Source organism: Ruegeria sp. BC7 (assembly GCF_056539165.1).
Window position 1 is genome coordinate 719,047 of record NZ_JBQFUL010000001.1, and the last position, 12,551, is coordinate 731,597.

10 protein-coding genes and 2 tRNA genes are annotated in these 12,551 nt (G+C 59.5%); 7 read left to right on the top strand and 5 right to left on the bottom strand.

Annotated elements, in window-relative coordinates:
• Positions 1-6 precede the first annotated feature (6 nt).
• A complete protein-coding gene (locus ACR0KS_RS03320; protein WP_170562641.1) occupies positions 7-1,746 on the bottom strand; it encodes an ABC transporter substrate-binding protein in 1,740 nt (579 codons plus the stop codon).
• A gap of 320 nt (positions 1,747-2,066) precedes the next feature.
• Between ACR0KS_RS03320 and ACR0KS_RS03325 the strand changes: the two genes are divergently transcribed.
• Genes ACR0KS_RS03325 through ACR0KS_RS03355 form a run of 7 tightly spaced genes read left to right on the top strand, consistent with a single transcriptional unit; the run spans position 2,067 to position 9,453 of the window.
• Complete coding sequence (locus tag ACR0KS_RS03325) at positions 2,067-3,428, top strand: V-type ATP synthase subunit B (protein WP_170549073.1); 1,362 nt, start codon at positions 2,067-2,069, stop codon at positions 3,426-3,428.
• Entirely contained in the window at positions 3,406-4,011 is a 606-nt protein-coding gene (locus ACR0KS_RS03330) for a V-type ATP synthase subunit D (RefSeq protein WP_170562644.1), read from the top strand. Before ACR0KS_RS03325 ends, ACR0KS_RS03330 begins: the two co-directional genes overlap by 23 nt.
• Positions 4,008-5,804, top strand: a complete 1,797-nt coding sequence (locus tag ACR0KS_RS03335; protein WP_170803171.1) for a V-type ATP synthase subunit I domain-containing protein — start codon at positions 4,008-4,010, stop codon at positions 5,802-5,804. The genes ACR0KS_RS03330 and ACR0KS_RS03335 overlap by 4 nt, the downstream gene beginning before the upstream one ends.
• A complete protein-coding gene (locus ACR0KS_RS03340) occupies positions 5,801-6,244 on the top strand; it encodes an ATP synthase subunit C (RefSeq protein ID WP_170562652.1) in 444 nt (147 codons plus the stop codon). The genes ACR0KS_RS03335 and ACR0KS_RS03340 overlap by 4 nt, the downstream gene beginning before the upstream one ends.
• On the top strand, positions 6,244-6,921 hold the full coding sequence (locus ACR0KS_RS03345; protein ID WP_170410551.1) for a hypothetical protein: 678 nt from the start codon (positions 6,244-6,246) through the stop codon (positions 6,919-6,921). Before ACR0KS_RS03340 ends, ACR0KS_RS03345 begins: the two co-directional genes overlap by 1 nt.
• Before the next feature lies 1 nt (position 6,922).
• Positions 6,923-7,615: a hypothetical protein gene (locus ACR0KS_RS03350; RefSeq protein WP_170562655.1), complete on the top strand. Its 693-nt coding sequence runs from the start codon at positions 6,923-6,925 to the stop codon at positions 7,613-7,615.
• The gene (locus tag ACR0KS_RS03355; RefSeq protein WP_170562658.1) at positions 7,612-9,453 is read left to right on the top strand and encodes a V-type ATP synthase subunit A; all 1,842 of its coding nucleotides are present in this window, start codon (positions 7,612-7,614) and stop codon (positions 9,451-9,453) included. The genes ACR0KS_RS03350 and ACR0KS_RS03355 overlap by 4 nt, the downstream gene beginning before the upstream one ends.
• Before the next feature lie 5 nt (positions 9,454-9,458).
• On the opposite strand, the gene ACR0KS_RS03360 is transcribed toward ACR0KS_RS03355, so the two are convergent.
• The 4 genes from ACR0KS_RS03360 to glpX all read right to left on the bottom strand — a co-directional run bounded on the left by ACR0KS_RS03360 (position 9,459) and on the right by glpX (position 12,532).
• Positions 9,459-9,533: transfer RNA gene (locus ACR0KS_RS03360), tRNA-Glu, on the bottom strand.
• Between the two features lie 22 nt (positions 9,534-9,555).
• Positions 9,556-9,630: transfer RNA gene (locus ACR0KS_RS03365), tRNA-Glu, on the bottom strand.
• 98 nt (positions 9,631-9,728) lie between these two features.
• A complete protein-coding gene (gene recJ / locus ACR0KS_RS03370; RefSeq protein WP_170562661.1) occupies positions 9,729-11,471 on the bottom strand; it encodes a single-stranded-DNA-specific exonuclease RecJ in 1,743 nt (580 codons plus the stop codon).
• Between the two features lie 77 nt (positions 11,472-11,548).
• Positions 11,549-12,532 (bottom strand): class II fructose-bisphosphatase, encoded by a 984-nt coding sequence (gene glpX, locus ACR0KS_RS03375; protein ID WP_170383564.1) that lies wholly within the window; start codon positions 12,530-12,532, stop codon positions 11,549-11,551.
• Positions 12,533-12,551 lie beyond the last annotated feature (19 nt).

Consider the following 12,551-nt stretch of genomic DNA (forward strand, 5'->3'; position numbering starts at 1 on the left):
TTGCGTTTACTGAGCCTGCCAGCGCTGAACCAGTTCGTCATAGTTGACGGTCTGGCCTTGCGGCTTTTCGTTCTCAAGCTTGGCCTTGGGCGAACCGGCCTTCTCTAGCCAGAAAGCGGGGTCCTGCGGCTCGTTCAGACGCGGACCACAGCCGCCGTAGACACCGGCGCTTTCATCTGCGGCCTGCATCCGGGCCATGGTGATGTCCATTTCTTCGGCCAGACGGTCCATCGCCTCTTGCGGGGTGAACGCGCCCGAGTTCACGTCACCGATCTGCTGCCACCAGATTTGGGCCAGCTTTGGATAGTCCGGCACGTTGATGCCGGTCGGCGACCATGCCACACGGTCGGGCGAGCGGTAAAACTCGACCAGACCACCCAGCTTGGGTGCGCGTTCGGTGAACGACTCGTGGTTGACCGAGCTGTCGCGGATGAAGGTCAGACCCACGTGGGACTTCTTCACATCGACAGTTTTCGACGTCACGAACTGAGCATAGAGCCACGCCGCCTGAGCACGATCTTCAGGCGTCGATTTCAGGAAGGTCCACGACCCCACGTCCTGATAACCAACCTTCTGGCCTTCTTCCCAATAGGGGCCGTGCGGGCTGGGCGCCATCCGCCACAGCGGTGTGCCTTCGTCATCCACGGTGTTGTTGCCTTCGGACTTCGGCTTCACCATGTCGGCGGTAAAGGCGGTGTACCAGAAGATCTGCTGGGCCACGTTGCCTTGGCTAAGCGCCGGCAGCGACTGGTAGAAGTCATACGACGCCGCACCCGGAGGCGCATAGTTCCGCAGCCACTCATCCCACTTACGGATCGCATAAACCGCAGCCGGGCCATTGGCCGCACCACCGCGCGACACCGACGCGCCGACGGGGTTACAGGTGCCCGCTTCCATGCGGATGCCCCATTCGTCGACCGGGACGCCGTTCGGCTCGCCCACGTCACCGGCACCGGCCATTGACAGCCAGGCGTCGGTCATGCGCCAGCCCAGGTCAGGCGCGCGTTTGCCGTAGTCCATGTGTCCATAGATCGCAACACCGTCGACTTCTTTCACGTCATTGGTGAAGAATTCGGCGATGTCTTCGTATGCGGACCAGTTGACCGGAACGCCAAGATCATAGCCGTACTTTTCTTTGAAGGCCGCCTTGTTCGCTTCGTCATCGAACCAGTCCTTGCGGAACCAGTAGAGGTTGGCGAACTGCTGGTCGGGTAGCTGATACAGCTTGCCGTCGGGACCGGTGGTGAACTGGATACCCATGAAGTCACCCAGATCCAGCGTCGGCGAGGTTGTTGCCGCCCAGTCGCCTTCCATCATGTCGGTCAGCGGATAGGCCAATTGCAGACGCGAGTGGGTGCCGATCAGGTCACTGTCGTTGACATAGCCGTCATACAGGTTCCGTCCGGTCTGCATCTGTGTTTGCACAGCCTGAACCACTTCACCTTCACCGAGGATCTGGTGGTTGACCTTGATGCCGGTGATTTCCTCGAACGCCTTGGTCAGAACCTCGGACTCGTAGGAATGGGTTGGGATACCCTCGGACAGGACGTTAATTTCCATGCCGGCGTAGGGCTGTGCAGCTTCGATGAACCATTTCATTTCACCCATCTGTTCGTCTTTCGACAGGGTCGATGGCTGGAATTCGTCGTCAATCCAACGTTGCGCTGCGGCTTCGTCGGCCCAAGCAGGACCGTGCCCCGCAATGACGGCCGCCGCCGCCACTGCGGAAAGTAGATGTCTCCGCATCTGTCTCCTCCCAAAGATTATGTGATCCGGCGCGGACCGGATGGCGATCAGCATCAGCGATTTCCAGCTTTGCTGTCAAACTAATTTTTTAGTACTTGAAGTTACCGCGAGTTAATAAATTGTTATTTATATGTTTTTTGGGATATTCTGGCGTAGCCACGCAGTGTTTTCTGCGATTGAGGCTGAGGCGAGACTAAACTGCATCTTTTCTTGCCAAGTGCTTGATTCTTTGTAAGCTGACCGTGGATTCACTCGTTTTGGGGGATTTTGCCCGGCGTCGTGGCTTCAATAAATTTCTTTTAGATGACTGAGGATAAGTGATGTCCCAAAGTCTTTTAAAGTACACGCGTGTTCTGGAAATTGTCGGGGACACAATCAAAGTCAGGGTGCCGCTGGACGGCGAAACCGACGCGGCGGTCCGGTTCAACGATTTGGCCGTGATTGAAACGGTCGACGGCCACAAAACGTTGGCTCAGGCAATCTTCATCGACCGAGACGTGGTGACCTTGCAGGTGTTTTCGGGCACCAAGGGCATCTCGACCGAGGCGACTGCGACTTTTCTGGGCCACCCGATGCAGACACCTTATTCGTCCAACATTCTGGGCCGCGTCTTTGATGGGGCAGGGGTGGCGATTGATGGCGGGCCGGACTTGTCGTCCGAGCCACGGATCGACATTGGCGGGCCGACCGTGAATCCGTCCGAGCGCGCGGTGCCCAACAAGATGATCCGCACCGATGTGCCGATGATCGACGTGTTCAACACGCTGGTTGAAAGCCAGAAAATCCCGATCTTTTCTGTCTCGGGCGAGCCGTTCAATGCTTTCCTCAGCCGGATCGGTATTCAGGCGGATGCGGATATCGTGGTCTTTGGCGGGCTGGGGCTGATCTTTGACGATTACCACACGTTCCGCACGTCGTTCGAGGATGCAGGCGTGTTCTCGCGCACGGTGATGTTCGTCAATCAGGCGATGGATCCGCTGGTCGAACGGTTGCTGGTGCCTGATATGGCGCTAGCCGTGGCCGAGAAATTCGCGGTTGAGGAAGGCAAGCGCGTGCTGGTCCTGCTGACCGACATGACCGCCTATGCCGACGCGATGAAAGAGGTGGGGATCAGTCAGGAACGCGTGCCCTCGCAGCGTGGCTATATGGGCGATCTCTATTCCCAGTTGGCGCGGCGGTATGAGAAAGCGTGCGACTATGCCAAGGGCGGCTCGGTCACGGTTCTGACCGTGACGACGATGCCCGGCAATGATGTAACCCATCCCGTGCCCGACAACACCGGCTATATCACCGAGGGGCAGTTTTACCTGCATTCGGGGGTGATTGACCCGTTCGGCAGCCTTTCACGCCTCAAGCAGAATGTGATCGGTAAAACCACGCGCGAAGATCACGGGCAGATCATGAATACGATGATCCGGTTCTATTCCGAAAGTCGCGACGCCGCGCAAAAACAGGCGATGGCGTTTGATCTGTCGGATTACGATCACCAGTTGCTGAAATTCGGTGCGCTGTTCAGGGCTCGGTTCATGGATATCAACGTCTCGATCCCGCTTGAGGATGCGCTGGATCTGGGGTGGAAAACGCTGGCCGAGTGTTTCCAGCCCGAGCAGTTGCTGATGAAACAGGCTCTGGTCGACAAGTATTTCCCAAAGGATACCGATGGCGCGGTTGCAGCTGAATAAATCGTCGCTGGCCCGCCAGCAGACACAGCTGAAAAGCTATGAGCGGTTCCTGCCGTCGCTGGACCTCAAGCGCCAGCAGTTGATGGCGGAACGCGCCAAGGCGCGCGAAGACGTGCAACGCCTGCAGCAAGAGGTGCATGATCTGGCGCAGCAGGTCGGGGAAAAACTGCCGATGCTGGCGCAGCAGGGCGTCGATCTGGATGGGCTGGTCGAGCTGAAGGATTACCAGTTGAAAGAGGTCAACGTGGTCGGCGTCAAGATGCCCGATCTGGACCGGATCGAGGTTGCGGTGCGGCCTTATTCGGTGTTGGCGAAACCCCATTGGGTCGATGCCGCCGCCAGCTTGCTGCATGACATGATCGAGGCGCGGCTGCGCGTCAAAGTCGCCGAGGAGAGGGTGCGAATTTTTGACAAGGCCGTGGCCACGATCACGCAGCGCGTCAACCTGTTCGAGAAGGTTCTGATCCCGCGCGCCAAGGCCAATATCAAGAAAATCCGCATCTATCTGAGCGATGAGCAGATGCAGGCGGTTGTGCGCTCGAAAATCTCCAAGCGCAAACATGCGCAGGAGGCGCTGACATGAGCGTCGCGCGGCTGAAAAAACTGTCTCTTGTCGGCCCGGCCGCGCAGAAGGGCGACACGCTGGAGGCGTTGCAAGAGCTGGGCTGTATGCATGTGCTGCCGCTTGCGCCTCCGCCCGCCGAGCCCGAAAAGATTAGCGAACGCGGGGCGCGTCATGCGTATAAGGCGCTGCGGTTCCTGACGGATGTGCCCGAACCGCGCCGACAGATTCAACGTGATCCCGCGTTTAAGATGGATCAGTTCGTTCGCGATGTTTTGGACCTGATGCAGCGCATCCGCGATATGACGGATCGTCGGGATTTTCTGGCCTACCGGATCGCGCGGGTACGCCCTTGGGGGGATCTGGATTTCCCGCCGACCGATGTGCTGGCGGGCAATCGGCTGTGGTTCTATCAGCTTCCCCTGAAACATCGCGAGGCATTGTCGGACATCAATCTGCCTTGGGCGATTTTGCAGGAAGACCATCGGTATATTTACGCCGTTCTGATTGCGCCCGATGATCCGGGCGACGACATCTTGCCGGTGCCGCGTACTCACACCGGGTCTTTGCCGATTCACGAATTGGAGGCGCAACTAGAGGAGGCTGAGATCGCGATTGAAGCGCTTGAGGCCGAACGGGTTGCCCAGACACGTTATCTGACCCTGATGCGCCGGAACCTGTCAGCGGCAGAAAGTGCTGCGGAACTGGCCCATGCGACCCAGAAGGTCCGCGATGCGGAGGCGATGTTCGCGTTGCAGGGCTGGGTGCCCGAGGACCGTATCGAGGCTGTGCTGGACATGGCCAAATCCAAGGACGCCGCTGTTCTGATCGAAGAACCGGGGCCAGACGACAATCCGCCGACCCTGCTAGAGCAACCGGAAAACCGAAGCGCGGCAGTTGACCTTGCCCTGTTCTATCAGGTGCCGGGGTACAAAGACTGGGACCCAAGCATCATCGTCGCCGCCTCGTTCGCGTTTTTCTTTGCCATGATCGTGGCGGATGCTGGGTACGGAGCGGTTATTCTGCTGGGCTTGCTGGCGTTCTGGAAACGGATGGGCAAAACGCCAGGTGAAAGGTCATGGCGCCAGTATGGAGTAATCATTTCCGGTGCCACGATTGTCTACGGTGTGCTGGTCGGAAGCTATTTCGGTGCATCACCGGCCGAAGGCACGGTTTGGGCCAAGCTCAAGATACTGGACCTCAACAACTTTGGCGCGATGATGATGATTTCGATCGTGGTGGGTGTATTGCATCTGGTGTTGGCCAATGCGTTGGCCGCGCGCGCGGCGTGGGGGCAGCGGAGGGCCGTTGCAAACCTCGGCTGGATCGGAGCCTTGATCGGCGGGTTTATTCTGTGGCTCAGCTATATGAAGGGCGGGTCGATGGTGCCGGGGGCGGTTGTATTGGCTGCGGGTGTTCTGGCCATTGTACTGTTCTCAAGTGAGAGGGTTGTACGCAATCCAATCGATTGGCTTTGGCGCTTGATTGATGGGCTGCAAAGCCTTGCCGGTGCGATGGGTGCCTTTGGCGATGTGCTCAGCTATATGCGGCTGTTTGCGCTGGGGCTGGCCTCGGCGTCGCTTGCGATCACGTTCAATGATCTGGCTGTTTCGGTGATGCAGGCAATGAAGGGTCCGGGCATTCTGTTCGGCCTGCTGATCCTGATCGTCGGCCATATTCTGAACTTTGCCCTCGCTATGATGAGCGGCGTCGTTCACGGATTACGTCTCAATTACATCGAATTCTTTAAATGGGGTCTGCCGGATGAAGGCATCGTCTTTCGCCCGTTCGCCCGCAAGGAGGTACAGGAATGAATGAGCTTGTATTGACATTGGGTTGGCTGGGTATCTACGCGCCAATGGCGTTGGGCGCAGCGGCAAGCGCCATTGGGTGCGCCATCGCTGGTCAGGCCAGCATCGGCGCGATGACGGAAACCGAAGGCGGCTATGGTCGGTTCGTCGGTGTTTCGGCATTCCCGTCTACGATGGTGATCTACGGGATCGTCATCATGTTTACCCTGAACCGCGAGGTGACGTCCGAAAATGCAGGCGGGCTGTTCGGGATCGGTATCCTTTCAGGCATCGCGCTTATGTATTGTGGTATCTGGCAGGGTCGGGCCTGCGCCGCGGCGATCAATGCAACGAAAGAGAAACCTGAAATCTTCGGCTTGGCGCTTGCTCCGGCGGCGATCATCGAGGGGTTTGGCGTTTTCGCCTTCGTATTCGCATTGGTCATCAGCGCGGGGATTAGCTGATGGCACAGGATGGCATGATCTCTCACGGCGTTGATGCCCTGATCGACAAGCTGCGAAATGACGGGGTTGCCGCAGGTCAGGCAGAGGCCGAGAAGTTGCGCGCAGAGGCTAAGGCTGAGGCCGCCAAGATCCTCGCAGATGCCAAGCGCGAGGCTGAGGCGCATCAGAAGAAAGCCCGCGCCGACTCGGACAATTACCGCGCGGCTGGAGAAGAGGCGCTGAACACCGCGATGCGCGATGCCGTGTTGACCATGAAAGCCGGTCTGACCGACCGCTTCCGCAAGGATGTCGAGCGCCTCGTCACCAAGGAAATGGCGGATCCTGAGATGCTGAAACAGATGATCCTTGAGGTTGTTGGGCGGGCCGCAGCAGGTGCCAAACTGGACGGTAAAGTGCAGGTGATCCTGCCCGCGAAAGTGGCCACTCAGGAAGATATCAAGCAGAACGCCGACGATATCCAGTCCGGCAAATTGACCAAATACGTGCTGGGTTTGACCGCTGAAATGCTGCGGGAACAAGTCGAGTTGCACGCGTCAGACGATACGCAGGATGGCATCCGAATTCAGGCCGAGGAACAAGGCGTCGTGCTGGACCTCACGGACAAAGCCGTAGCCTCGCTGTTGATGGAGCATCTGCAACCCAGATTCCGCGCCGTGCTGGAAGGTGTGATCCGCTGACATGTCGGACCCGGACGCCTATATCGCGCTGATCAGCAGTTTGCCCGGCTCGGAACGGTTGTTTGTTGCCAAGCAGCCGCCTCTGTCACGACTGCGGCTGGATCGCCGGTTAAAGGCGTTGGCAGCCGAAGATGCGCGGGTTCTTCGCGTGTTAGAGCACGCTCTGAACTGGAACGATTACGACATGGGCGTCACGGACGATCAGGCGATCGCGCGTTGCAAGACGGCGTTGGATGACATCCCGCAACCAACATTGAAAAAGTTGCTTATCGAACGGATGGACTTGCGCACCGTTGTTGCCGCTTTGCGGCTTCGGGATCGGGGGGAGGCCCCGCCTGCCACCTCCTTTGGTTTCGGACGATGGAGCCGCCACGTCCCCGCGCATTGGAATGATCCCGGTTTCGGGCTGGATGCAGCCATGCCCTGGATCAAAGAGGCTCGTCAGTTGTTGGAATCCAAGGATCCGCTGGGGCTGGAAAGACTGCTTTTGTCGATAAGTCACAAACAGTTAAAGCGCCACGCCGCACGGCACCTTTTCGATTTTGAGGCCGTGGCGATCTATGTGCTGATCTGGAATATCTTCGACCGCTGGGCGCAAAGCAGCGCACAGGAGGCAGCAGCACGATTTGAAAAACTGGCGCAACAGGCCATGGCCGACGTCGCCGATATCGACTTTGAGGGAGCTTACGCATGACCGCCCCAACTCCATCCACTCAAACCGCCACCGCCCGTGTTGTCTCGGTCCAGGAGGGGCTGGTTCAGATCGAAGCAAAACCCGACGCAGAAGGTCACCCCGGGCAGTTGGTTAAAAACGAGGTCGTCTTTATCCTGCCGACACGCCTCGGCCCCGGAGGTCGTCAGGAACGCCTGAAGGCCGAAGTTCTGCGCGTGCGCGGCGATACGGCGGACGTGCAGGTCTATGAAAGCACGGATGGCGTCGCTGTGGGCGATCCGGTCGAACAATCCGGGCAATTGCTGTCGGTCGAACTGGGGCCGGGATTGTTGGGTCAGGTGTTTGACGGCCTGCAATCCCCATTGCCGAAAGTCGCGTCCGAGTTCGGCACCTTCCTGCCGCGCGGTGCGGACGTGGCCCCGTTGGATGATCAGGCCAAGTGGTCGTTCTCACCGACTGTCAAGGTTGGCGATACCGTTCAAGCTGGGGACAGTATCGGAACGGTGCCCGAGGGCAGGTTTGAGCATAAGATCATGCTGCCGTTTAACTGGGTTGGCGACTATAAGGTCGTCTGGGTCCAGAAGGGAGCGGCCACGATCCACGATATCGTGGCGCGGCTTGAGGATGAACAGGGCGGAGAGCATACTCTGACCCTCTCACAGAAGTGGCCAGTGCGACGCCCATTGCCCGAGGGCGTTTTGAAACGCGCACTGTCCGAGAGGCTGTATCCAACCGAGCCGGTGCTGACATCTCAGCGCCTGATCGACACATTCTTCCCCATTGCCCGGGGTGGAACCGCCTGTATTCCGGGACCGTTTGGTGCTGGTAAGACGGTGTTGCAGAACCTGATCGCCCGCAACGCCCAGGTGGACATCGTCATCGTTGTCGCCTGCGGAGAACGCGCAGGTGAGGTGGTTGAAACCATTAGTGAATTCCCAAAGATGACCGACCCGACCTCGGGCGGCAGCCTCATGGACCGGACAATCATCATCTGCAACACGTCGTCCATGCCCGTCGCTGCGCGCGAGGCGTCGATTTTCACCGGCATCACTCTGGGCGAGTATTACCGCCAGATGGGGTATGACGTTCTGTTGATCGCCGACAGTACAAGCCGCTGGGCGCAGGCCATGCGCGAGACGTCCGGTAAGCTGGAAGAGATTCCGGGCGAAGAGGGGTTTCCCGCCTATTTGGAAAGCTCGATCAAAGGGTTGTACGAACGCGCGGGCGCCTTGAAGACCAATGATGGCGATCTGGGCAGCCTGACATTGATCGGAACAGTCTCGCCCGCTGGCGGCAACTTTGACGAACCGGTCACTCAGTCGACCCTGTCTACGGTGAAATGCTTCCTCGGCCTGTCGTCCGAGCGGGCTTATAAACGATTCTATCCAGCGGTGGACCCGATGCTAAGCTGGTCGCGTTATCTGGATCAGTTGTCTGACTGGTACGATGCCAACGCCGAAGCAGGGTGGACTGGGAAGGTTCGTGATCTTCTGGCTTTGATCGAAAAGGGCGAGCAGGTTGACCAGATGATGCAGGTGACGGGCGAAGAGGGCGTCACGATTGAGGACTTTGTCACTCAGCAAAAGGCGCTGTTCGTGGACATGGTGTATCTGCAGCAAGATGCGTTCGATAAGGTGGATGCGACCGTGCCTCTTGAGCGGCAGAAGATGACGTTCAAGCTGGTCTACGGCGTGACACAATCCAGCGCGGAATTCACCGACAAGGCAGAGGTGCGGCAGGTCTTTACCCAACTGACGGGTTTGATGAAAAATTTCCACTACGCGGCTGAAAACACGCCGGAGTTCAAGTCCACATGGGGTCAGATCCAAGACCTGTGCCGCGATAAATTCGGAGTGTAAGGAAGTGGTAGCCCGTAGGGGAATCGAACCCCTCTTTCCAGGTTGAAAACCTGGCGTCCTAACCGATAGACGAACGGGCCATTTAGGCGATACAAGCACAAGTGGTAGCCCGTAGGGGAATCGAACCCCTCTTTCCAGGTTGAAAACCTGGCGTCCTAACCGATAGACGAACGGGCCACGTTAGCTTGTGGAGCGCCTTTTACGGTTTACCTATCACCCCCGCAAGCCGAAAAATGCAGGGATGTGAAAGTTTTTTGGCAGGGCCGGGCGCGGGGCTAATGGGCCTCGGCCGCGTCCTCTAGCCTGAGCTGCACGGATTGCCGTCCGCCCCATGTGTTAACCTCAAGCCGTCCGGCGAAATGGAACCGCGCGCCGCCGTGGTTGGACAGCTTTTCACCCATCGGCCCGTCGAACGCGCCAAAGGCGATGGCGTCGAGCCCTGCGCCCACGCCATCGGATAATGACAGTTTCAGATGTGATTCGCCCACACGTTTGGCAAAGCGCACCTGCAGGTCGGGCAGGGCATAGCGTGGGGCAGGGGCGCTGGCTCCGAACGGGCCTGCTTTTTCGATTTGTTCGATCAGGTCCACCGTGGCCGCGCCCGGCATCAGGGTGCCGTCCAGTTTCAGGTCGGCCGGACCGCCTTCGCCCGCGCCTTGTTTTGCCAGCAACTCGGACAGCCGCGCCATTGCCGGCTCCAATTGATCGCGCATCACGGTCAGCCCGGCAGCCATCTTGTGCCCGCCGCCTTTGACCAGCAGCCCCTCGGCCGCCAAGCGCTGAATCGAAGCCCCCAGATCGACACCCGAGACCGAGCGGCCCGATCCTTTACCCTCATCCCCGTCAAAGCCGATCACGATGGCGGGGCGGTTCGCGGTCTCTTTCAGGCGCGAGGCGACGATGCCGACGACACCCGGATGCCAGCCTTCACCCGCGGCCCAGACCAAGGGCGCATCCAACCCGCGTTCTTCGGCCTGCTCCATGGCGGCGGCACGCACGGCGTTTTCAATATCGCGACGTTCGGTATTCAATTCGTTCAGCCGCTGCGACAGCGCCTCGGCCTCGTGTGCCGATTCGGTGCTGAGCAGCCGCGCGCCAAGATCGGCCTGACCGATCCGCCCTCCGGCATTCACGCGCGGTCCCAGCAGGAACCCCAAATGATAGCTGTTGGGGGCCGAATCCATCCGCGCCACATCCGACAAGGCCACCAGACCGGGCCGCTGCCGCTGGGCCATCACCTTCAACCCTTGCCGCACAAGCGCCCGGTTCGCCCCGATCAGAGGGGCCACATCCGCCACAGTCGCCAGCGCCACCAGATCCAGCAGAGAGATCAGATCCGGCCCCTTGGCCCCGGCCTCGCGCAGTTGCCGCCCGGCCTCAACCAGCATCAGAAAGACGACACCAGCCGCGCAGAGGTAACCCAGATCGCCGCTTTCATCCTGCCGGTTCGGGTTCACCACAGCCACGCAATCGGGCAGGGTCTCGCCGCCCAAATGGTGATCCAGCACAATCACATCCGCGCCTTTAGCCGCCGCAATCGGTTCATGGCTGAGCGTGCCGCAATCGACGCAGATGATCAGGTCGTGACGCGCGGCAAGTTCCTGCATCGCGGGCACGTTGGGGCCATAGCCCTCATCAATCCGGTCGGGGACATAAAGCGTCGCCTCAATCCCCATCTGCCGCAGCCAGACCAGCAACAAAGCTGCCGAACTGCCGCCATCCACGTCGTAGTCGGCAAAAACAGCAATCCGCTGCTTGGTGCGCACCGCCGTCAGAAAACGGGTGGCGGCGACCTCCATATCCTTCATCGCGCGCGGATCGGGCAACAGTTCCTTCAGCTTAGGGTCCAGGAACCCGGTGGCCTCCATTGCGGGAACTCCACGCCGTGCCAGAACCTGACAGACCGCACGTGGCAGACCCGCCTGTTGCACCAACATCTCGGTCGCGCGTTCCACATCCGCCGAGGGGCCGACCCAGCGCCGCCCGGACAATGACTGTTCAACCCCTAGAAAGCTCATGACCTGCCCCTGATATGCCAAGGCCGGACCCTCTCGGACCCGGCCTTTATGATTGCTTGGATCGACTTGCGCACCGATTAGGCGTTGTCGTGCGACCACATCGGTGTGCGATAGGACATGCGCCGGACCGATCCGGTTTTCGACCGCATCAGCAGGGTGGTGGTCTCAACCCAGCCCGGCTCGCGTTTGATGCGCGGCAGCAGTGAGCCGCCGGTTACGCCGGTTGCGGCAAAGATTACGTCGGCTGTCACCATCTCATCCCGAGCATAAACGCGGTCCAGATCGGTGATGCCCGCCTTGGCCGCACGTCCACGTTCGTCATCGTTGCGGAACAGCAGGCGGCCAAAAATCTGACCGCCCATACATTTCAGAGCAGCAGCAGCCAGCACACCTTCGGGCGCGCCGCCTTGACCCATATACATGTCGATGCCGGTCACTTCGCTTTCGGCGCAGTGCATCACGCCAGCAACGTCACCGTCGGTGATCAAACGGATCGACGCGCCGGTTTCGCGCACCTCGGCGATCATTGCCTCATGACGGGGGCGCTCAAGAATGCAGACGGTGATGTCGGCAGGCTCACACCCCTTTGCCTTGGCCAGAGCCTCAACCCGTTCACGCGGGCTCATATCCAGGTTGACGACACCCTCGGGGAAGCCCGGGCCAACGGCCAGCTTGTCCATGTAGACGTCAGGCGCGTGCAGCATTGAACCGCGCGGACCCATAGCGATCACGGTCAGCGCGTTGGGCATGTCCTTGGCGGTCAGTGTGGTGCCTTCCAGCGGGTCCAGCGCGATATCAACGCCGGGGCCGTTGCCGGTGCCAACCTCTTCGCCGATATACAGCATCGGAGCTTCGTCGCGCTCGCCCTCACCGATGACAACGACACCCGCGATGTCCAGCAGGTTCAACTGTTCGCGCATGGCGTTCACAGCAGCCTGATCTGCGGCCTTTTCATCCCCACGCCCCACCAGAGATGCCGACGCGAGTGCGGCCTGTTCTGCCACCCGTGCAAGGCCCAGTGACAGCAGGCGGTCGTTGAAATCAATCTTGGCAGCACTCATTTTTCAGTATCCTTAGCTC